The 21,185-nt window shown below is 56.0% G+C and carries 19 protein-coding genes; all 19 read left to right on the top strand.

What is annotated here, in order from left to right; genetic code table 11:
- Positions 1 to 47: 47 nt before the first annotated feature.
- Entirely contained in the window at positions 48 to 1,418 is a 1,371-nt protein-coding gene (mnmE, locus tag M5G20_RS27480; RefSeq protein ID WP_273921779.1) for a tRNA uridine-5-carboxymethylaminomethyl(34) synthesis GTPase MnmE, read from the top strand.
- Positions 1,419 to 1,969: 551 nt separating this feature from the next.
- Complete coding sequence (mnmG, locus tag M5G20_RS27475; RefSeq protein WP_273921778.1) at positions 1,970 to 3,868, top strand: tRNA uridine-5-carboxymethylaminomethyl(34) synthesis enzyme MnmG; 1,899 nt, start codon at positions 1,970 to 1,972, stop codon at positions 3,866 to 3,868.
- Positions 3,865 to 4,509 (top strand): 16S rRNA (guanine(527)-N(7))-methyltransferase RsmG, encoded by a 645-nt coding sequence (gene rsmG / locus M5G20_RS27470; protein WP_273921777.1) that lies wholly within the window; start codon positions 3,865 to 3,867, stop codon positions 4,507 to 4,509. The genes mnmG and rsmG overlap by 4 nt, the downstream gene beginning before the upstream one ends.
- A gap of 18 nt (positions 4,510 to 4,527) precedes the next feature.
- Positions 4,528 to 5,325, top strand: coding sequence for a ParA family protein (locus M5G20_RS27465; protein WP_075946951.1), 798 nt, complete (start codon positions 4,528 to 4,530; stop codon positions 5,323 to 5,325).
- Positions 5,326 to 5,334: 9 nt separating this feature from the next.
- Entirely contained in the window at positions 5,335 to 6,207 is an 873-nt protein-coding gene (locus M5G20_RS27460; RefSeq protein ID WP_075946952.1) for a ParB/RepB/Spo0J family partition protein, read from the top strand.
- Between the two features lie 148 nt (positions 6,208 to 6,355).
- Entirely contained in the window at positions 6,356 to 6,763 is a 408-nt protein-coding gene (locus M5G20_RS27455) for a F0F1 ATP synthase subunit I (RefSeq protein ID WP_008064605.1), read from the top strand.
- 16 nt (positions 6,764 to 6,779) lie between these two features.
- Positions 6,780 to 7,649: a F0F1 ATP synthase subunit A gene (gene atpB, locus M5G20_RS27450; RefSeq protein WP_150735903.1), complete on the top strand. Its 870-nt coding sequence runs from the start codon at positions 6,780 to 6,782 to the stop codon at positions 7,647 to 7,649.
- Between the two features lie 133 nt (positions 7,650 to 7,782).
- The gene (atpE, locus tag M5G20_RS27445; protein WP_003097235.1) at positions 7,783 to 8,040 is read left to right on the top strand and encodes a F0F1 ATP synthase subunit C; all 258 of its coding nucleotides are present in this window, start codon (positions 7,783 to 7,785) and stop codon (positions 8,038 to 8,040) included.
- Between the two features lie 58 nt (positions 8,041 to 8,098).
- A complete protein-coding gene (locus M5G20_RS27440) occupies positions 8,099 to 8,569 on the top strand; it encodes a F0F1 ATP synthase subunit B (protein ID WP_047535495.1) in 471 nt (156 codons plus the stop codon).
- 12 nt (positions 8,570 to 8,581) lie between these two features.
- On the top strand, positions 8,582 to 9,118 hold the full coding sequence (locus M5G20_RS27435; RefSeq protein WP_060540275.1) for a F0F1 ATP synthase subunit delta: 537 nt from the start codon (positions 8,582 to 8,584) through the stop codon (positions 9,116 to 9,118).
- 21 nt (positions 9,119 to 9,139) lie between these two features.
- Entirely contained in the window at positions 9,140 to 10,684 is a 1,545-nt protein-coding gene (gene atpA / locus M5G20_RS27430; RefSeq protein WP_030132553.1) for a F0F1 ATP synthase subunit alpha, read from the top strand.
- A 50-nt stretch (positions 10,685 to 10,734) separates the two neighbouring features.
- Positions 10,735 to 11,595 carry a F0F1 ATP synthase subunit gamma gene (atpG, locus tag M5G20_RS27425; protein ID WP_095052279.1) on the top strand — a complete coding sequence of 287 codons (861 nt, stop codon included), beginning with the start codon at positions 10,735 to 10,737 and terminating at the stop codon, positions 11,593 to 11,595.
- Between the two features lie 27 nt (positions 11,596 to 11,622).
- On the top strand, positions 11,623 to 13,002 hold the full coding sequence (gene atpD, locus M5G20_RS27420; protein ID WP_075946956.1) for a F0F1 ATP synthase subunit beta: 1,380 nt from the start codon (positions 11,623 to 11,625) through the stop codon (positions 13,000 to 13,002).
- A gap of 45 nt (positions 13,003 to 13,047) precedes the next feature.
- Positions 13,048 to 13,473 carry a F0F1 ATP synthase subunit epsilon gene (locus M5G20_RS27415; protein WP_075946957.1) on the top strand — a complete coding sequence of 142 codons (426 nt, stop codon included), beginning with the start codon at positions 13,048 to 13,050 and terminating at the stop codon, positions 13,471 to 13,473.
- 114 nt (positions 13,474 to 13,587) lie between these two features.
- Positions 13,588 to 14,955, top strand: coding sequence for a bifunctional UDP-N-acetylglucosamine diphosphorylase/glucosamine-1-phosphate N-acetyltransferase GlmU (gene glmU / locus M5G20_RS27410; protein WP_273921776.1), 1,368 nt, complete (start codon positions 13,588 to 13,590; stop codon positions 14,953 to 14,955).
- A gap of 204 nt (positions 14,956 to 15,159) precedes the next feature.
- Positions 15,160 to 15,936 carry a DeoR/GlpR family DNA-binding transcription regulator gene (locus M5G20_RS27405; RefSeq protein ID WP_273921775.1) on the top strand — a complete coding sequence of 259 codons (777 nt, stop codon included), beginning with the start codon at positions 15,160 to 15,162 and terminating at the stop codon, positions 15,934 to 15,936.
- 1 nt (position 15,937) lies between these two features.
- A complete protein-coding gene (gene glmS / locus M5G20_RS27400; protein ID WP_273921774.1) occupies positions 15,938 to 17,770 on the top strand; it encodes a glutamine--fructose-6-phosphate transaminase (isomerizing) in 1,833 nt (610 codons plus the stop codon).
- A gap of 284 nt (positions 17,771 to 18,054) precedes the next feature.
- Positions 18,055 to 18,909, top strand: coding sequence for a TnsA endonuclease N-terminal domain-containing protein (locus tag M5G20_RS27395; RefSeq protein WP_019821338.1), 855 nt, complete (start codon positions 18,055 to 18,057; stop codon positions 18,907 to 18,909).
- Positions 18,906 to 21,086 carry a Mu transposase C-terminal domain-containing protein gene (locus M5G20_RS27390; protein ID WP_273921773.1) on the top strand — a complete coding sequence of 727 codons (2,181 nt, stop codon included), beginning with the start codon at positions 18,906 to 18,908 and terminating at the stop codon, positions 21,084 to 21,086. The genes M5G20_RS27395 and M5G20_RS27390 overlap by 4 nt, the downstream gene beginning before the upstream one ends.
- The last annotated feature ends 99 nt before the right edge of the window (positions 21,087 to 21,185 follow it).

Here is a 21,185-nt window from a genome sequence, read left to right as displayed (position 1 = left end):
CTAGTGGGGCGTTTTGCTATCTGTCACTTTTGTCTGGATACCGGTTTATGAACGCTTCGCGTGAAACCATCGCCGCCGTCGCCACCGCTCAAGGTCGTGGTGGGGTTGGCATCGTTCGTATTTCCGGGCCGTTGGCGGGAGCAGCTGCCAAGGCCTTCTGCGGTCGCGATCTTAAGCCGCGATTCGCTCATTACGGCCCGTTTCTAAGTGAAAACGACGAGGTACTGGACCAGGGAATCGCCCTGTATTTTCCGGGACCGAATTCGTTTACCGGTGAAGATGTCCTGGAACTGCAGGGACATGGCGGGCCGATTGTTCTGGATATGTTGCTCCAGCGTTGCCTGGAACTGGGCTGCCGACTGGCCCGACCAGGAGAATTCAGCGAGCGCGCATTCCTCAACGACAAACTCGACCTGGCGCAGGCCGAAGCCATCGCTGACTTGATTGAAGCCAGTTCTGCACAGGCTGCCCGAAATGCCCTGCGTTCTTTGCAAGGTGCATTTTCCACGCGTGTGCATAACCTCACCGAGCAACTGATTGGTCTGCGGATTTATGTCGAAGCCGCGATCGACTTCCCGGAAGAGGAAATCGACTTCCTCGCCGATGGCCATGTCTTGACCATGCTCGATAAAGCGCGCGACGAGTTATCCACCGTGATGCGAGAGGCCGGACAGGGTGCGCTGTTGCGCGATGGAATGACGGTGGTGATTGCCGGCCGTCCGAACGCCGGCAAGTCCAGCTTGCTCAATGCGCTGGCAGGTCGCGAAGCAGCAATCGTGACCGAGATCGCCGGGACCACCCGAGACGTGCTTCGCGAACATATCCACATCGATGGCATGCCGCTACACGTGGTCGACACCGCGGGTTTGCGAGATACCGACGATCATGTGGAAAAGATCGGCGTCGAACGCGCTTTGAAAGCCATTGGCGAGGCCGATCGCGTGCTGTTGGTGGTGGACGCCACTGCTCCTGAAGCGCTCGATCCCTTCGCTTTGTGGCCGGAGTTCCTCGAAACCCGTCCTGACCCGGCGAAGGTAACCCTGATCCGCAACAAGGCAGATCTGACCGGTGAAGCCATTGCACTGGAGGTCAGTGAGGATGGACATGTCACCATCAGCCTCAGTGCGAAATCCGCCGGCGAAGGCCTGGATCTGCTACGCGATCACCTCAAGGCTTGCATGGGTTATGAGCAGACGTCAGAAAGCAGTTTCAGTGCCCGTCGACGGCATCTTGAGGCGCTGGGTCATGCCAGTGCCGCGCTCGAACACGGCCGCGCGCAGCTGACATTGGCCGGTGCTGGTGAGCTGCTCGCCGAAGATTTGCGTCAGGCACAGCAGTCACTCGGGGAAATCACCGGCGCGTTCAGTTCCGATGACCTGTTGGGTCGCATCTTTTCCAGTTTCTGCATCGGTAAATAACCCCTCTCGTTGTCCACAGACAGGCCGTTCGTGCCTGTCTGTTGTTTCTTTTTCCTGAACATCACCGAGTGCTGAGCGGATTCTTTCTGCTTGAGCGGCATTTGTGTGTCCGCGATTTGCTCGTAGAGGCAGATTTCTGTGGATTAAGCCCTGTGAATAACCGCGCCTAAGGGCAGTTGATAACAGGGCCTGAAAACTGCAGATAAACCCCTCTGTGGATAACCAGCACTTTAATCCACAGGCTTACACCGTTTATCCAAGGGTCTCCGTGGCACATGATCACAGGGTTTTGAATCTCTGTACATATTGATAATAAAGGCCTGTAGCAATCTATCCACAGAAATGTCGTTCAGTAGAAATAAACATAAAAACAAAGATTTAATAAATTTCTCTCTTTTTAATTTCTATAACCTCGACTTCTCCACAGCTGGTTAAATTTTGTTCAAAGGGTTCTTTAGGAAGGGCGAAGTCCCTATACTTGTCGACCAGGTCCAAAAACCTGAGCTCAAACTATTCCTGAATTACCTACTTAAGCAGGCACGAGGTGCGTGGTGGATTTCCCTTCCCGTTTTGAAGTGATCGTCATCGGCGGCGGTCATGCCGGTACCGAGGCAGCACTGGCCTCAGCACGTATGGGGGTCAAAACCCTGTTGCTGACGCATAACGTGGAAACCCTCGGTGCCATGAGTTGCAACCCGGCCATTGGCGGGATTGGCAAAAGCCACCTGGTCAAGGAAATCGATGCCCTCGGCGGCGCGATGGCCATGGCTACCGATAAAGGCGGCATCCAGTTTCGCGTGTTGAACAGCCGTAAAGGCCCGGCCGTGCGCGCAACCCGTGCTCAGGCAGACCGGGTTCTGTACAAGGCGGCTGTCCGCGAAATCCTGGAAAACCAGCCGAACCTGTGGATATTTCAACAGGCCGCTGACGATCTGATCGTCGAGCAGGAACAAGTCCGTGGTGTTGTCACCCAAATGGGCCTGCGTTTCTTCGCCGACTCTGTGGTGTTGACCACCGGAACGTTCCTCGGTGGACTTATCCACATCGGTTTGCAGAATTTTTCCGGCGGTCGTGCCGGTGATCCACCCTCCATCGCTCTGGCTCACCGTCTGCGTGAACTGCCATTGCGTGTCGGTCGTTTGAAAACCGGTACTCCGCCGCGTATCGACGGCCGGTCTGTGGATTTCTCGGTGATGGCCGAACAACCGGGCGATACACCGATTCCGGTGATGTCGTTCATGGGCAGCAAGGAACAACATCCACAGCAGGTCAGTTGCTGGATTACCCACACGAATGCCCGCACCCACGAAATCATTGCCGCGAACCTCGACCGTTCGCCGATGTATTCCGCTGCCGGTGAGATCGAAGGCATCGGCCCGCGTTATTGCCCGTCGATCGAAGACAAGATCCATCGCTTCGCCGACAAGGAAAGCCATCAGGTGTTTATCGAACCCGAAGGTTTGACCACCCATGAGCTGTATCCGAACGGGATATCCACAAGCTTGCCGTTCGACGTGCAATTGCAGATCGTGCAATCGATCCGCGGCATGGAAAACGCACACATCGTGCGTCCGGGCTACGCCATCGAGTATGACTATTTCGACCCGCGTGACCTGAAATACAGTCTGGAAACCAAAGTCATCGGCGGTCTGTTCTTCGCCGGGCAAATCAACGGCACCACTGGTTACGAAGAAGCCGGCGCTCAGGGTTTGCTGGCCGGAACCAACGCCGCGCTGCGTGCACAGGGCAAAGACGCCTGGTGTCCGCGTCGCGATGAAGCGTATATCGGGGTGTTGGTAGACGACCTGATTACCTTGGGTACCCAAGAGCCGTACCGGATGTTCACGTCCCGTGCCGAATACCGTTTGATCCTGCGCGAAGACAACGCCGACCTGCGCTTGACCGAAAAAGGTCGCGAACTGGGTCTGGTGGATGACTTGCGCTGGGCGGCTTTCTGCAAAAAACGCGAAAGCATCGAGCTGGAAGAACAGCGTCTGAAAAGCACTTGGGTACGCCCGGGCACCGAGCAGGGCGATGCGATTGCCGAAAAATTCGGCACGCCGCTGACTCACGAATACAACTTGCTCAACCTCTTGAGCCGTCCGGAAATCGACTACGCTGGTCTGATCTCAGTCACTGGCGGTGGCGCAGAAGATCCACAGGTCGCCGAACAGGTGGAAATCAAGACCAAGTACGCCGGCTACATCGATCGTCAACAGGATGAAATTGCCCGTCTGCGCGCAAGTGAAGACACGAAACTACCTGTGGATATCGATTACACCAACATTTCCGGTCTCTCCAAGGAGATCCAGAGCAAGCTCGGTGCGACCCGTCCAGAGACATTGGGCCAGGCGTCGCGTATCCCGGGGGTTACGCCGGCAGCCATTTCGCTGTTGATGATTCATTTGAAAAAACGCGGCGCGGGCCGTCAGTTGGAGCAAAGCGCTTGAGTTCGTTGGTCACTTCGCAACACGCAGATGAGTTATCCACAGGTGCCCGCCAGCTTGGTGTCACGCTGACAGAATCCCAGCATGCGCAGCTGCTGGGTTACCTGGCCCTGTTGATCAAATGGAACAAGGCCTACAACCTGACCGCCGTGCGTGATCCCGATGAAATGGTTTCCCGGCATTTGCTCGATAGCCTGAGTGTGATGTCGTTCATCGAAAATGGACGTTGGCTGGATGTCGGCAGCGGCGGCGGCATGCCTGGCATCCCGTTGGCTATCCTGTTTCCGGAGTCGCAAGTGACCTGCCTGGACAGCAACGGCAAGAAAACCCGCTTCCTGACCCAGGTCAAACTCGAACTCAAACTGGATAACCTGCAAGTTATCCACAGTCGCGTGGAAACCTTCCAGCCTGCACAGCCTTTCAACGGGATCATCTCCCGGGCCTTCAGCAGCATGGAGAACTTCACCAACTGGACTCGCCACCTGGGCGATACCGATACACGCTGGCTGGCAATGAAGGGCGTTCATCCCGCCGATGAGCTGGTAGCATTGCCGGCAGACTTCCACCTCGATAGCGAACACGCCCTGGCCGTACCCGGTTGCCAAGGCCAACGCCATCTGCTGATACTGCGCCGCACGGCATGATTGGGAACACAAGCAAGAATGGCTAAGGTATTCGCGATAGCGAACCAGAAAGGTGGTGTGGGCAAGACCACTACCTGCATCAACCTCGCAGCATCCCTCGTCGCCACCAAGCGCCGGGTGTTGTTGATCGATCTCGATCCACAGGGCAACGCCACCATGGGTAGCGGTGTGGATAAACACGGCCTGGAAAACTCGGTCTACGACCTGTTGATCGGTGAATGCGACCTGGCCCAGGCCATGCACTACTCCGAGCATGGTGGTTACCAGTTGTTGCCGGCCAACCGTGACCTGACGGCCGCGGAAGTGGTTCTGCTGGAAATGCAGATGAAGGAAAGCCGCCTGCGCAGTGCGCTGGCGCCGATCCGTGAAAACTACGATTACATTTTGATCGACTGCCCGCCGTCGCTGTCGATGCTGACATTGAACGCACTGGTGGCCGCCGATGGCGTAATTATCCCCATGCAGTGCGAGTATTTTGCACTCGAAGGTCTGAGTGACCTTGTGGATAACATCAAGCGCATCGCTGAATTGCTCAACCCGAACCTCAAGATCGAAGGCCTGTTGCGGACTATGTACGACCCGCGCCTGAGCCTGATGAACGATGTCTCGGCGCAGCTGAAAGAACACTTCGGCGATCAACTCTACGATACGGTTATCCCACGCAACATCCGTCTGGCCGAAGCGCCAAGCTACGGCATGCCGGCGCTGGCTTACGACAAAGCATCGCGCGGCGCCGTTGCCTATCTGGCTCTGGCGGGCGAAATGGTTCGTCGTCAGCGCAAAAACTCACGCATTGCCGCTGCTCAGGCAACTTAAGGAATCCCCATGGCCGTCAAGAAACGAGGTCTCGGACGTGGACTGGATGCACTGCTGAGTGGTCCGACCGTCAGCTCGCTGGAAGAACAAGCGGCGCAAGCCGATCACCGTGAGCTGCAACACTTGCCGCTGGACCTGCTCCAGCGCGGCAAATACCAGCCGCGTCGCGATATGGATCCTCAGGCCCTCGAAGAGCTGGCGCTGTCGATCAAGGCCCAGGGCGTGATGCAACCGATCGTGGTTCGTCCGATTGGCGGTGGCCGCTTTGAAATCATTGCCGGTGAACGCCGCTGGCGCGCCAGTCAGCAAGCCGGCCAGGAAACCATTCCGGCCATGGTCCGCGATGTGCCGGATGAAACCGCCATTGCCATTGCACTGATCGAGAACATTCAGCGCGAAGACCTCAATCCGATCGAAGAAGCGGTCGCCTTGCAGCGTTTGCAGCAGGAATTCCAGCTGACCCAGCAACAAGTGGCCGAAGCTGTGGGCAAGTCGCGGGTGACCGTGGCCAACCTGTTGCGCCTGATCTCGCTACCGGAAGTCATCAAGACCATGTTGTCCCACGGCGACCTGGAAATGGGCCATGCCCGTGCATTGCTCGGTCTGCCGGATAATCAACAGGTCGAAGGGGCGCGACATGTTGTCGCACGCGGGCTGACTGTGCGCCAAACTGAAGCACTGGTTCGCCAGTGGTTGAGTGGTAAACCGGAGCCTGTGGAACCGGCTAAACCGGACCCGGATATCGCTCGCCTGGAACAGCGCCTGGCCGAGCGCCTAGGCTCTGCGGTGCAGATTCGCCACGGGAAGAAGGGAAAGGGACAGTTGGTGATCGGTTATAACTCACTGGATGAGCTTCAAGGCGTACTTGCACATATACGCTGAAACATTTCCTCATGTAGCGCGCAGTCGGAAATCACTACCTGACAGTTGAATAGGGGCAGAACCGCCCCTATACTCTGCGCGCATTTTGTCGGCACAAATTATGCCAAGTTATTGAATTTCGGCAGCCGACCATTGGAGAGCAATAGTGATGGAAACCCGCACGCCAAACCGCTTGCCTTTCCATCGCCTGGCGGTTTTTCCGGTGTTAATGGCTCAATTCGTCGTCTTGCTCATTGCCGCTCTGGCGCTCTGGCAATGGCACGGAGTCGTTGCCGGATACTCGGGACTTTGCGGAGGCCTGATAGCCTTGCTGCCCAATGTTTATTTCGCTCACAGGGCATTTCGGTTTTCCGGCGCCCGAGCAGCCCAGTCCATCGTCCGGTCGTTTTATGCCGGCGAGGCGGGGAAACTGATTTTGACGGCAGTGCTGTTTGCACTGGTGTTTGCAGGTGTGAAGCCACTGGCGCCGATTGCAGTATTCGGTGTCTTCGTGCTGACTCAGTCGGTCAGCTGGTTCGCTCCCCTGCTGATGAGAACAAGACTTTCGAGACCTTAGGGCGTTTGAGGCAACCATGGCAGAAACAACCGCTTCGGGCTATATCCAGCACCACTTGCAGAACCTGACCTTCGGTCAGCACCCTACCGGCGGCTGGGGCTTTGCCCACACCGCAGCAGAAGCCAAAGAAATGGGCTTCTGGGCTTTCCACGTCGATACTCTCGGCTGGTCGGTCGCATTGGGTCTGTTCTTCGTTCTCCTTTTCCGCATGGCGGCAAAGAAGGCGACTTCCGGTCAACCAGGTGCTTTGCAGAACTTCGTTGAAGTTTTGGTCGAATTCGTCGATGGCAGCGTGAAAGACAGCTTCCATGGCCGTAGCCCGGTGATCGCACCGCTGGCACTGACCATCTTCGTCTGGGTGTTCCTGATGAACGCCGTCGACCTGATACCGGTCGACTGGATTCCTCAGCTGGCCATCCTGATCTCTGGCGATGCACACATCCCGTTCCGCGCCGTGTCGACTACCGACCCGAACGCGACTCTGGGCATGGCGCTGTCGGTTTTCGCACTGATCATTTTCTACAGCATCAAGGTCAAGGGCATCGGCGGCTTCATCGGCGAACTGACCCTGCACCCGTTCGGCAGCAAGAACATCTTTGTTCAGGCATTGCTGATCCCGGTGAACTTCCTGCTGGAGTTCGTGACCCTGATCGCCAAGCCGATCTCCCTGGCTCTGCGTCTGTTCGGCAACATGTATGCCGGCGAGCTGGTGTTCATTCTGATTGCTGTGATGTTCGGCAGCGGTCTGCTCTGGCTTAGTGGCCTGGGCGTTGTTCTGCAGTGGGCGTGGGCTGTGTTCCACATCCTGATCATCACCCTGCAGGCGTTCATCTTCATGATGCTGACCATCGTCTACCTGTCGATGGCACACGAAGAAAACCATTAAGACCAGTCTCGACTAGTCTGATGTCCTTCCCGGTAAAACGGGAAGGGGCTCCTCACGGGGCATCTGAAACGATTTGTTTTACCGCTTTAATCTAAAAAACCTAAACCATACGACGTAAAAGTCGGGAGGAAAGATGGAAACTGTAGTTGGTCTAACCGCTATCGCTGTTGCACTGTTGATCGGCCTGGGCGCACTGGGTACCGCAATTGGTTTCGGCCTGCTGGGCGGCAAGTTCCTGGAAGGCGCAGCGCGTCAGCCAGAAATGGTTCCAATGCTGCAAGTTAAAATGTTCATCGTTGCCGGTCTGCTCGACGCCGTAACCATGATCGGTGTTGGTATCGCGCTGTTCTTCACCTTTGCGAACCCGTTCGTTGGTCAGATCGCTGGCTAATTACTCGGATCTTCCGGGTAATTTGGTGTGATGGACAACGTAACTGCGAGGTGTTGGCGTGAACATTAATGCGACCCTGATTGGCCAGTCCGTTGCGTTCCTGATTTTTGTATTGTTCTGCATGAAGTTCGTATGGCCTCCGGTCATCACGGCTCTGCATGAACGTCAAAAGAAGATCGCTGATGGTCTGGACGCTGCCAGCCGAGCAGCTCGCGACCTGGAGTTGGCCCAAGAGAAAGCGGGTCAGCAACTGCGCGAAGCGAAAGCTCAGGCAGCTGAAATCATCGAGCAAGCCAAGAAACGCGGTACCCAGATTGTCGACGAAGCCCGTGAACAGGCTCGCGTCGAAGCTGACCGTGTGAAGGCTCAGGCTCAGGCCGAGATCGAACAGGAACTGAACAGCGTCAAAGACGCGCTGCGCGCCCAAGTGGGTAGCCTGGCCGTTGGCGGTGCTGCGAAGATCCTGGGTGCCACAATCGATCAAAACGCGCACGCAGAGCTGGTTAACCAACTGGCTGCTGAAATCTAAGCGAGGGCGATCATGGCAGAACTGACCACGTTGGCCCGACCTTACGCTAAGGCGGCCTTCGAGCACGCTCAGGCCCACCAGCAACTGGCCAATTGGTCAGCCATGCTCGGCCTGGCAGCAGCGGTGTCGCAAGACGACACCATGCAGCGCGTGCTCAAGGCCCCGCGACTGACGAGCGCAGAAAAGGCCGCCACGTTCATTGACGTGTGCGGCGACAAGTTTGATGCCAAGGCACAGAACTTCATCAACGTCGTTGCCGAAAACGAACGTCTCCTGCTGTTGCCGGAGATCGCCGCTCTGTTTGACCTGTACAAGGCCGAACAAGAGAAATCGGTAGACGTAGAAGTGACCAGTGCTTTTGCATTGAACCAAGAACAGCAAGACAAACTCGCCAAGGTTCTCAGTGCACGACTCAACCGGGAAGTGCGCCTGCAAGTCGAGGAAGACAAATCCCTTATTGGGGGCGTTGTCATCCGCGCCGGCGACCTGGTTATCGATGGCTCGATTCGCGGCAAAATCGCGAAACTTGCCGAAGCATTGAAATCTTGAGTTTGAAGGGGCAGCAGAGCAATGCAGCAACTCAATCCTTCCGAAATAAGTGAAATTATCAAGGGCCGCATCGACAAGCTCGATGTGACCTCCCAAGCCCGTAACGAAGGCACTGTCGTCAGCGTATCTGACGGTATCGTGCGGATTCACGGTCTGGCCGACGTAATGTACGGCGAGATGATCGAGTTTCCGGGCGGCGTCTTCGGTATGGCACTCAACCTGGAGCAAGACTCCGTAGGTGCCGTTGTATTGGGCGCATACCAGTCTCTGGCTGAAGGCATGAGCGCCAAGTGCACTGGCCGCATCCTGGAAGTTCCGGTTGGTAAGGAACTGCTGGGTCGCGTTGTCGACGCACTGGGTAATCCTGTTGACGGTAAAGGTCCACTGGGCAACACCGAGACCGACGCGGTCGAGAAAGTTGCTCCAGGCGTGATCTGGCGTAAGTCGGTAGACCAGCCTGTACAGACTGGCTACAAGGCTGTCGATGCCATGATCCCTGTCGGCCGTGGCCAGCGTGAGCTGATCATCGGTGACCGTCAGATCGGTAAAACCGCTCTGGCGATCGACGCGATCATCAACCAGAAGAACAGCGGCATTTTCTGCGTCTACGTAGCGATCGGTCAGAAGCAATCGACCATCGCCAACGTGGTTCGCAAGCTGGAAGAAAACGGCGCCCTGGCCAACACGATCATCGTGGCTGCCAGTGCTTCGGAATCTCCTGCGCTGCAATTCCTGGCACCGTACTCCGGTTGCACCATGGGTGAATTCTTCCGCGACCGCGGTGAAGACGCGCTGATCGTTTATGACGATCTGTCCAAGCAAGCAGTGGCTTACCGCCAGATTTCCCTGCTGCTGCGCCGTCCACCAGGCCGTGAAGCCTACCCAGGCGACGTGTTCTATCTCCACTCCCGTCTGCTGGAGCGCGCATCCCGCGTTTCGGAAGAATACGTAGAGAAGTTCACCAACGGCGCAGTGACCGGCAAAACCGGTTCCCTGACCGCACTGCCGATCATCGAAACCCAGGCTGGCGACGTTTCCGCGTTCGTTCCGACCAACGTGATTTCCATCACCGACGGTCAGATCTTCCTGGAATCGGCCATGTTCAACTCGGGCATCCGTCCTGCAGTGAACGCCGGTGTTTCGGTATCCCGTGTGGGTGGTGCCGCTCAGACCAAGATCATCAAGAAGCTCTCCGGTGGTATCCGTACCGCTCTGGCTCAGTACCGTGAACTGGCGGCATTCGCCCAGTTCGCTTCTGACCTGGACGAAGCGACCCGTAAGCAACTTGAGCATGGTCAGCGCGTTACCGAGCTGATGAAGCAGAAGCAATACGCACCAATGTCGATCGCTGACATGGCGCTGTCGCTGTATGCCGCTGAGCGTGGGTTCCTGACTGACGTTGAAATCGCCAAAATCGGCAGCTTCGAGCAAGCGCTGATTGCTTTCTTCAACCGCGATCACGCCGATTTGATGGCGAAGATCAACGTGAAAGGTGACTTCAATGACGAAATCGACGCTGGCATGAAAGCCGGTATCGAGAAGTTCAAGGCCACCCAAACCTGGTAAGCCGCAGCGGGAGCCGCAAGGCTCCCGCTTGCTAACCTGATAGGTGTTACATGGCAGGCGCAAAAGAGATTCGCAGTAAGATTGCGAGCATCAAAAGCACGCAAAAGATTACCAGCGCCATGGAAAAAGTGGCGGTCAGCAAAATGCGCAAGGCACAAATGCGCATGGCTGCTAGCCGTCCTTATGCGGAGCGTATCCGCCAGGTAATTGGGCATCTGGCCAACGCCAACCCGGAATACCGCCACCCGTTCATGATCGACCGCGAAATCAAGCGTGTTGGTTATGTCGTAGTGAGCAGTGACCGTGGTCTGTGCGGCGGCTTGAACACCAACCTGTTCAAGGCCCTGGTCAAGGACATGGCGGTAAACCGCGAAAACGGCGTCGAGATCGATCTGTGTGTCGTTGGTAGCAAGGGTGCGGCCTTTTTCCGCAACTTCGGCGGTAACGTCGTTGCAGCTATCAGCCACCTGGGTGAAGAGCCGTCGATCAATGATCTGATCGGCAGCGTCAAGGTGATGCTGGATGCCTACCTGGACGGCCGTATTGACCGCCTGTCCGTGGTGTCCAACAAGTTCATCAACACCATGACGCAACAGCCTACCGTGGAGCAGTTGATTCCACTGGTGGCAACCCCGGATCAAGAACTCAAGCACCACTGGGACTATCTCTACGAACCGGATGCCAAAGAGCTGCTTGACGGCTTGATGGTCCGCTACGTTGAGTCGCAGGTCTACCAGGCGGTGGTCGAGAACAACGCGGCTGAACAAGCTGCGCGGATGATCGCGATGAAGAACGCTACCGACAACGCCGGTGATTTGATCAGCGATTTGCAGCTGGTCTACAACAAGGCGCGTCAGGCTGCGATCACCCAAGAGATCTCGGAAATCGTCGGCGGCGCTGCCGCGGTTTAACGGTTCAAATATTCAGAGGATCCAGCTATGAGTAGCGGACGTATCGTTCAAATCATCGGCGCCGTTATCGACGTGGAATTTCCACGCGACAGCGTACCGAGCATCTACAACGCGCTGAAAGTAGTGAGCGCGGCTGAAACCACCCTGGAAGTTCAGCAGCAGCTGGGCGACGGCGTGGTTCGTACCATTGCGATGGGCTCCACCGAAGGCTTGAAGCGCGGTCTGGAAGTTACCGACTCTGGCGCAGCCATCTCCGTACCGGTTGGTAAAGCAACCCTGGGCCGGATCATGGACGTTCTGGGCAACCCGATCGACGAAGCTGGCCCTATCGCCACTGAAGAGCGTTGGGGCATTCACCGTCCAGCGCCTTCGTTCGCTGAACAGGCAGGCGGCAACGACCTGCTGGAAACCGGCATCAAGGTTATCGACCTGGTTTGCCCGTTCGCCAAAGGCGGTAAAGTCGGTCTGTTCGGTGGTGCCGGTGTAGGCAAAACCGTAAACATGATGGAACTGATCCGTAACATCGCCATCGAGCACAGCGGTTATTCCGTGTTCGCCGGTGTGGGTGAGCGTACTCGTGAGGGTAACGACTTCTACCACGAGATGAAGGATTCCAACGTTCTGGACAAAGTGGCACTGGTTTACGGTCAGATGAACGAGCCGCCGGGTAACCGTCTGCGCGTAGCTCTGACCGGCCTGACCATGGCCGAGAAGTTCCGTGACGAAGGTAACGACGTTCTGCTGTTCGTCGACAACATCTATCGTTACACCCTGGCCGGTACTGAAGTATCCGCACTGCTGGGCCGTATGCCTTCCGCAGTAGGTTACCAGCCGACCCTGGCTGAAGAGATGGGCGTTCTGCAAGAACGTATCACTTCGACCAAGGAAGGTTCGATCACTTCGATCCAGGCGGTATACGTACCTGCGGACGACTTGACCGACCCGTCGCCAGCGACCACCTTCGCCCACTTGGACGCTACCGTCGTTCTGTCCCGTGACATCGCTTCCCTGGGTATCTACCCAGCGGTCGATCCACTCGACTCGACTTCGCGCCAGCTGGACCCGAACGTAATCGGCCAGGACCACTACGACACCGCTCGCGGCGTTCAGTACGTTCTGCAGCGTTACAAAGAACTGAAGGACATCATTGCGATCCTGGGTATGGACGAGCTGTCGGAAGCCGACAAGCAGTTGGTAAACCGTGCTCGTAAGATCCAGCGTTTCTTGTCGCAGCCGTTCTTCGTGGCTGAAGTCTTCACCGGTGCATCGGGTAAATACGTTTCCCTGAAAGACACCATTGCTGGCTTCAAAGGCATCCTCAACGGTGACTACGACCACCTGCCAGAACAAGCGTTCTACATGGTTGGCGGCATCGAAGAAGCGATCGAGAAAGCCAAGAAACTGTAATCCCGGCGCCCGGCAACGGGCGCTAATTTAGGTTGAGGCAATCAGATGGCTATGACAGTCCATTGCGATATCGTCAGCGCGGAAGGAGAAATCTTTTCCGGTCTGGTCGAGATGGTGATTGCGCACGGTGCACTGGGTGATCTTGGTATCGCTCTGGGTCACGCGCCGCTGATCACTAATCTGAAGCCAGGTCCGATCCGCCTGGTCAAGCAGGGCGGGGAAGAGGAGGTGTATTACATCTCCGGTGGTTTCCTCGAGGTTCAGCCGAACATGGTCAAGGTTCTTGCCGACACCGTGCAACGTGCTGCCGACCTGGATGAAGCCTCCGCTCAGGAAGCCGTTAAGGCAGCCGAGAAGGCCTTGCATGAACGTGGCGCAGAATTCGATTACGGTTCTGCTTCCGCACGTCTGGCCGAGGCTGCAGCTCAGCTGCGCACCGTCCAGCAGATCCGCAAGAAGTTCGGCCACTAAGGTTGCGCTTGTTGTGTGATTGATTAAAAAGGGTAGCCTCGGCTACCCTTTTTTCTTTTCCGATGTTCACCACGATGGTCGCAGTCGCTGACCACCCAGGATTGGTAGCCAGTCATGTCACTTGAAATCGTTATTCTCGCTGCTGGCCAGGGCACGCGCATGCGTTCGGCCTTGCCGAAAGTCTTGCACCCGATTGCCGGCAACTCGATGCTCGGCCATGTTATCCACAGCGCCCGACAACTTGATCCACAGCGCATCCACGTGGTGATCGGCCATGGAGCCGATGCAGTGCGTGAACGCTTGGCCGCTGACGATCTGAATTTCGTCCTTCAGGACAAACAACTGGGGACCGGCCACGCCGTGGCCCAGGCTGTGCCGTTCATCGAAGCGGACACCGTGCTGGTTCTTTACGGTGATGTGCCGTTGATTGAAGTCGAAACCCTGCAGCGCTTGCTCAAGCTTGTGGTGCCAGGACAAATGGGTCTGCTCACCGTCGAACTGGACGACGCGACCGGATACGGCCGAATCGTTCGTGGCACTGATGGCAAGGTCGCTGCCATTGTCGAACACAAGGACGCCACTGAAGCTCAACGCGCCATCAACGAAGGCAACACCGGCATCCTCGCGGTTCCAGCGGAACGCCTGGCCGACTGGACGGGGCGTCTGTCGAACAACAACGTACAGGGCGAGTATTACCTGACGGACGTGATCGAAATGGCGGTCAAGGACGGTCTGGTCGTGGCCACCGAGCAACCTCACGACGCGATGGAAGTGCAGGGTGCCAATGACCGCAAGCAGCTTTCAGAGCTTGAGCGTCACTACCAACTGCGTGCCGGTCGTCGTTTGATGGCCCAAGGCGTGACCTTGCGCGACCCCGCGCGCTTCGATGTTCGCGGCGAAGTGACCGTGGGTCGGGATGTGCTGATCGACATCAACGTAATCCTCGAAGGCAAAGTGGTCATCGAAGACGACGTGGAGATCGGCCCGAACTGCGTCATCAAGGACAGCACCCTGCGCAAAGGTGTGGTGATCAAGGCCAACAGCCATATCGAAGGTGCGATTCTCGGTGAAGGCAGCGACGCCGGTCCCTTCGCGCGTTTGCGCCCGGGCACCGTGCTGGAAGCACGGGCCCATGTGGGTAACTTCGTCGAACTGAAAAACGCACGCATGGGTGAAGGCGCCAAGGCCGGGCACCTGACTTATCTGGGCGATGCCGAGATCGGTGCGCGTACCAACATCGGTGCCGGCACCATCACCTGCAACTACGACGGCGCCAACAAGTGGAAAACCGTATTGGGCGAAGATGTGTTCATCGGTTCCAACAACTCGTTGGTAGCACCTGTGGATATCCTCGATGGTGCGACCACAGCGGCGGGATCAACAATTACCTCGACTGTGGATAAATCGCAGTTGGCGGTAGGGCGTGCTCGTCAGAAAAACATCGACGGCTGGAAGCGACCGGAAAAGATCAAGAAGAGCTGAGTTATCCACAGCGCTTTAAAACCAAAAGATCGCAGCTTTCGGCAGCTCCAGCACGGTGGATTAAATCTCCATGCACGAGTTGCCTTAGGCTGCGATCTTTTTTGTGGGTTATCCACAGAGCTTTTTATCGCACCACGCTTGACGAAGTTTCACCGATAGGTTTTGATTGCTTCCGTTATCTTTCGAATCGAAACTTACCAGCCCATGTCAAAGCGCAATACACCTCAGCGTCGTCATAACATTCTTGTCTTGCTCAATGAACAGGGCGAAGTCAGTGTGGACGAGTTGGCCAAGCGCTTCGAAACCTCTGAAGTTACGATTCGCAAGGATCTGGCCGCGCTCGAAAGCAATGGGCTGTTGCTGCGTCGTTATGGCGGCGCGATCACCATGCCCCAAGAACTGGTGGCCGACATCGGTCAGCCGGTTTCCAAGTACAAACAGGCGATTGCCCGCGCCGCGGTGACGCGAATCCGCGAACATGCGCGCATCATCATCGACAGCGGCAGCACGACGGCGGCGATGATTCCGGAACTCGGCCAACAACCGGGCCTTGTCGTCATGACCAACTCCCTGCATGTCGCCAGCGCCCTCAGTGAACTTGAACACGAGCCGGTGTTGTTAATGACGGGCGGCACCTGGGATCCGCATTCCGAGTCCTTTCAGGGGCAGGTTGCGGAGCAGGTACTACGCTCTTACGACTTTGATCAATTGTTCATCGGTGCCGATGGCATCGATCTGGTTCGCGGTACCACCACCTTCAACGAATTGCTTGGGCTGAGCCGGGTCATGGCTGAAGTCGCCCGCGAGGTGGTCGTGATGGTGGAGGCCGACAAAATCGGCCGCAAGATTCCCAACCTGGAACTGCCCTGGAGCAGCGTCCATACCCTTATTACCGATGATCGCCTGCCACTTGAGGCACGCAATCAGATTCAGGCCCGCGGTATCACTTTGATTTGCGCGGCTGTCAGTCAGGAGAAATAGCATGTGTGGAATTGTTGGTGCAGTCGCAGAACGTAACATCACCGCCATCCTGGTCGAGGGCCTGAAGCGTCTGGAATACCGTGGGTATGACAGCGCCGGCGTGGCGGTTTACACCAATGACGAGAAGCTCGAGCGCCTGCGTCGTCCGGGCAAGGTCAGCGAACTGGAACAGGCGTTGGCCGAGAGTCCGCTGGTTGGCCGCCTGGGGATTGCCCATACCCGTTGGGCCACACACGGTGCGCCTTGCGAGCGTAATGCCCACCCGCATTTTTCCGGTGATCTGGCGGTTGTGCACAACGGCATTATCGAAAACCACGAAGCCCTGCGCGCGCAACTTACAGGCTTGGGTTACGTGTTCACTTCGGACACCGACACCGAAGTGATCGCGCACCTGCTGAACCACAAGCTCAAGGAACTACGCGACCTGACCGTCGCCCTGAAAGCGACCGTCAAAGAATTGCATGGCGCTTATGGCCTGTCGGTCATCAGTGCTCAGCAGCCGGATCGTCTGGTTGCGGCTCGCAGCGGCAGCCCGCTGGTGATTGGCCTGGGCCTGGGGGAAAACTTCCTCGCTTCCGATCAGTTGGCCCTGCGTCAGGTCACCGACCGCTTCATGTACCTGGAAGAGGGCGATATCGCCGAGATCCGTCGTGACAGCGTGCAGATCTGGGACGTGAACGGCCAAGCGGTCGAGCGCCAGACCGTGCAATACAGTGATGGTGCTGAAGCTGCCGACAAAGGCGAGTTCCGACACTACATGCTCAAGGAAATCCACGAACAACCATCCGTGGTGCAACGCACCCTGGAAGGTCGCTTGAGCCAGAACCAAGTGCTGGTGCAGGCGTTCGGCCCGCAAGCGGCCGAGTTGTTCGCCAAAGTCCGCAACGTGCAAATCGTCGCCTGTGGCACCAGTTATCACGCCGGCATGGTTGCCCGTTACTGGCTCGAAGAGTTGGCCGGTATCCCGTGCCAGGTCGAAGTCGCCAGCGAATTCCGCTATCGCAAAGTCGTGGTGCAGCCAGATACGCTGTTCGTGACCATCTCCCAATCCGGTGAAACCGCCGACACTCTTGCAGCGCTGCGCAATGCCAAAGAGCTGGGGTTCCTTGCCAGCCTGGCGATCTGCAACGTCGGCATCAGCTCGCTGGTGCGCGAATCCGACCTGACCTTGCTGACCCAGGCCGGTCGCGAAATCGGCGTGGCATCAACCAAAGCGTTCACCACGCAATTGGTTGGCCTGTTGTTGCTGACCCTGTCGTTGGGTCAGGTTCGCGGCACGTTGGCGGCGGGCGTCGAAGCGACCCTGGTCGAAGAGCTGCGTCGCTTGCCGACTCGCCTCGGAGAGGCACTGGCGATGGACGCCACCGTGGAGAAAATCGCCGAACTGTTCGCCGAGAAGAACCACACGCTGTTCCTTGGCCGTGGTGCGCAATTCCCGGTGGCGATGGAAGGCGCGCTCAAGCTTAAGGAAATCTCCTACATCCACGCCGAAGCGTACCCGGCCGGCGAGCTAAAACACGGCCCGCTGGCGCTGGTGGATAACGATATGCCGGTGGTGACGGTCGCACCGAACAACGAACTGCTGGAAAAACTGAAGTCCAACCTTCAGGAAGTTCGCGCCCGTGGTGGCGAGCTGATCGTCTTCGCTGACGAGAAGGCCGGCATGACCAACGGTGAAGGCACCCATGTGGTGCAGATGCCGCATATCCACGACATCCTGTCGCCGATCCTCTACACCATTCCCCTGCAATTGCTGTCGTACTACGTCGCCGTGCTGAAAGGCACCGACGTTGACCAGCCACGCAATCTGGCGAAATCGGTGACTGTGGAATAAGTTATCCACAGCTGATCTAACCTTATGGTTTTGAACAATAAAGATTGACACAAAACAATAAAGTTTGACACTCATGAACATAGATTGACACAAGGCCCAAACCCCCGTATCTATGGGGGTTTTTCCTTTCCAGGCTTTCCCTTTGGTCTGGATTCATCGCTTCAACTCTCCGCGGGTGTAGTCTAGAAAACGCTTTGAAATATGGCCGCTACGGCGGTCATGTCCTTCTACGACTTTTTCTCGGCGTGAGGTGAAGCGGTCCGCATCGACTGAGGAGGCGTGGGTTGCGAGGTCGTAAGTTTGCATCACAGCAAGACATTGAACGGCATATTGCAAATGGATTTGGCGAAGGCGCCGGGGCAAGCTACGTGCCTTGGCTGCGGGTACAAGATGTCCCGTCGATAGGTCGTTCGCACAAGATCCAAGGTGTGAAGATCGAGAGGATTCATCACCTACTGTCAGATCTCGAGCGTTCGTACTTCCTTGTGTGTGAATTTTCTGAAAACGTCGTGGATATCCGTGAGCAATATCCGTTACTACCTACAGAGCGTGCGCAAGCGATAGCGTCGGCAATAGATGTACGTTATCCCAGATACCCTAGAACGACACTGCCCTATGTAATGACAACAGATTTCCTGCTAACTGTTAAGGACTTGAACGGAAACTTTAAGTCGGTAGCTAGAACTGTGAAGTATCGATCCGACCTAGTTGGCAAAGGAAGTAACCGTACGCTTGAAAAACTTGAGATTGAAAAGCGCTTTTGGCATAGCCAAGGTGTTGATTGGAAGATCGTCACAGATGAGTTTTTTACACGAGATTTGATAAAAAATCTTGGACTAATCAGAAAATACTCGAAGCTGCATCGCGATTTAATGAAAGTCCCGTTGCATTCGAATTTTATCGACTGCCTAGCAAACAGCCGGGAATATTCGTGGACCTTGGCCACCTGTCTAAGAAAAATAGCGTGCCTTCTGTCCATTTCCTATATAGATGCTCAAGCAATTTTCTTCCATCTGGTTTGGAACAAGATACTGAAAATAGATTTGGTTAACACTCCTCTCCACCTTACTGGTCTAGTTCCTGACTTCGAAGTTTTCCAGATCCCTGCCCAAGTATCGTTGATGGAGAAAATGTCATGACTGTTCTCGTTAATGACGTTTTCGAGCCTGTTACCGATCTGTCGGTCATCTCTACGATAGCCAGGCTCATTTACCAGGATGAAACGCATGACTTAGCAGTTGTGATAGATCTAGCTGACCCTCCCCGGCAGCCGTACGCTGTTGGTCTTGATGAGCTGCGTCGCTCGCTAGCGTCTGGTCACACCAAACCAGCAGCCATCACCACGCCCGAGTTTATGCTTGTGCTTGAGGAGCAGTTGGATGAGAGAGCCAAGCAAGGCCGGGACGAAAAGTGGGCCGTCATCGCCCCTCTGCTAGATCCTGAATATCCAGGACAAATATTTGTACGGGGGGAGTTAGGCCGGCTTGTTAGCAAACGGGCGTCAGAGCTCGGAATCCAGCGAAAAACTATCTATCGGCTTCTTTACCGATATTGGTTTTATGGTCAAGTTCGAAACTCATTGCTTAATAATTACTCGGCGGTAGGTGTTGCCGATAGAAAATATGATCCAAGTAGGCCTCCAGGGCGAAAGCCTAAGTTTCAAGGCGTTCTTACTGCGCCTTCCAAGATGCTCGGTGCGGTTGATAAACGATGCATCCGAGTTGGGTATTCCCTTTATGTAAAAGATAAAAAGTCTTCTATTTCGAGCGCATATGACGAAATGTTGCGAAGATTCTACTCGGTTCGAGACATCTCTAAAAACAGTGAAGAAGAGCTTCGTTTGCTGCCTAGCTTAGAGCTGCCCAGCCTGAGGCAGTTCAGATATTGGGGACAGATTTTTTTCGACGAAATTGAAACCGAGCGTGGCCGTAAAGGGTTGAGGAAGTGGTTAAAGGACTGCCGTCCGCTTTCAGGTACCGTTCGCGATTGGCTGCGTGGACCGTGTCATCAGTTCGAAATCGACGCAACTATTGCCGATATTTATTTGGTCAACAGCTACTCTAGACGGATGCTCATTGGCCGGCCCGTAGTTTATATCGTTGTGGATAGTTTCTCCGGAATGATTGTTGGCCTCTATGTAGGATTGGAAGGTCCCAGTTGGAACGGGGCGAGGCAAGCGCTGTTCAACGCGTTTACCTCCAAAGTCGAGTTCTGCGCTCAGAACGGCGTTGAAATCAATTCAGATGATTGGAATTGTCACCACCTGCCCCACCAGATTTACGCCGACAGGGGAGAGATGTTGTCACTGGCAGCAGAGGGGCTATCGTCAGGCTTGGGAATTGAGATGGGCACTGCTCCGCCTTATCGGCCTGATTGGAAGCCTATGGTAGAAAGTCGGTTTGGCATTTTGAATGATTTGACGGGTATCAGATGGCTACCTGGCGGGGTAGCTGCGCGAGACAAAGAGCGAGGCGAGCGAGATTACCGGCTCGATGCCACGCTGAACCTCAAAGAGTTCACCCAGATACTCATCAATTGCGTGCTCCACTATAACCGGCACCATCGACAGCCTGACCGACTGACTCAGGCGATGATGAATGACGGCGTTGAACCTACGCCCAACGGGATATGGAATTGGGCCTGCGAAAACGACCTGATCGAATCCAACAAACGTCCCGACGAGCTGGTTTACCTCCATCTCTTGCCGCGCGAGCGCGCGACCGTTCAAAAGGGCGGGGTGATGTTTCGCGGCATGCACTACGTGTGTGATATGGCCATAGAGAAAGATTGGTTTGCCAAGGCTCGCAAAGGGGGCGTTTGGTCAATAGAGTGTTGGTTCGATCCGAACTCTGCGGCGCACATCTGGATCCAGGGAGAGGCCAAGCAGTTTATCCGCTGTGATCTTCGACGATCGGATGCCGGTTACGCGAATTACCGCTCGGACGAGATTTTTGATCTGCTCGAAGCCTATCGCCAAAAACCGCCTACTCGCCGGCGAGCCGAGCTGGAAAGCCGTGTCCAGCTTAGCGATCAGGTCCACCAGATCATCAGTCATGCGCTCGCAGAACGAAAATTGGAACCTGCTCCGCCCACCAAGGCAGAGGCCACTGGGAACATCCGCGAGAACCGCGCAGAAGAACGTCTCCGTGAGCGTGAAAATGCGGTTGTTCCTGAAGGCGTCAGGGCGGAGCCAGCTTCACTTCAATCTGAATTGACACCGAAAGCGCATGACTCATATGCCGGCGAGCGAACTGCGCAGGTTATCGATTTGCTCAAAAGAATTCGGCCAGGACTGTTGCCGCTGACCGAAAACTGACCCAGTAAAGGCTGTTCTGCCGACTGAAAACTGACCCAGGTGTTCAACTGCTTCTGCTCACTTTTCGAGCAGGAGAACACAGGGTGATCAGCATGGAAA

Origin of the sequence: Pseudomonas sp. TNT2022 ID1044 (assembly GCF_028656895.1) — a bacterium.
Taxonomy (GTDB): Bacteria; Pseudomonadota; Gammaproteobacteria; order Pseudomonadales; family Pseudomonadaceae; genus Aquipseudomonas; species Aquipseudomonas reinekei.
This window is presented reverse-complemented; position numbering and strand designations above follow the sequence as displayed.

Coding starts and splice junctions, on each gene's coding strand:
- mnmE (WP_273921779.1), top strand. CDS start 48: ATGAACGCTTCGCGTGAAACCATCGCCGCCGTCGCCACCGCTCAAGGT.
- M5G20_RS27465 (WP_075946951.1), top strand. CDS start 4,528: ATGGCTAAGGTATTCGCGATAGCGAACCAGAAAGGTGGTGTGGGCAAG.
- M5G20_RS27460 (WP_075946952.1), top strand. CDS start 5,335: ATGGCCGTCAAGAAACGAGGTCTCGGACGTGGACTGGATGCACTGCTG.
- M5G20_RS27455 (WP_008064605.1), top strand. CDS start 6,356: ATGGAAACCCGCACGCCAAACCGCTTGCCTTTCCATCGCCTGGCGGTT.
- atpB (WP_150735903.1), top strand. CDS start 6,780: ATGGCAGAAACAACCGCTTCGGGCTATATCCAGCACCACTTGCAGAAC.
- atpE (WP_003097235.1), top strand. CDS start 7,783: ATGGAAACTGTAGTTGGTCTAACCGCTATCGCTGTTGCACTGTTGATC.
- M5G20_RS27435 (WP_060540275.1), top strand. CDS start 8,582: ATGGCAGAACTGACCACGTTGGCCCGACCTTACGCTAAGGCGGCCTTC.
- atpA (WP_030132553.1), top strand. CDS start 9,140: ATGCAGCAACTCAATCCTTCCGAAATAAGTGAAATTATCAAGGGCCGC.
- atpG (WP_095052279.1), top strand. CDS start 10,735: ATGGCAGGCGCAAAAGAGATTCGCAGTAAGATTGCGAGCATCAAAAGC.
- atpD (WP_075946956.1), top strand. CDS start 11,623: ATGAGTAGCGGACGTATCGTTCAAATCATCGGCGCCGTTATCGACGTG.
- M5G20_RS27415 (WP_075946957.1), top strand. CDS start 13,048: ATGGCTATGACAGTCCATTGCGATATCGTCAGCGCGGAAGGAGAAATC.
- glmU (WP_273921776.1), top strand. CDS start 13,588: ATGTCACTTGAAATCGTTATTCTCGCTGCTGGCCAGGGCACGCGCATG.
- M5G20_RS27405 (WP_273921775.1), top strand. CDS start 15,160: ATGTCAAAGCGCAATACACCTCAGCGTCGTCATAACATTCTTGTCTTG.
- glmS (WP_273921774.1), top strand. CDS start 15,938: ATGTGTGGAATTGTTGGTGCAGTCGCAGAACGTAACATCACCGCCATC.
- M5G20_RS27390 (WP_273921773.1), top strand. CDS start 18,906: ATGACTGTTCTCGTTAATGACGTTTTCGAGCCTGTTACCGATCTGTCG.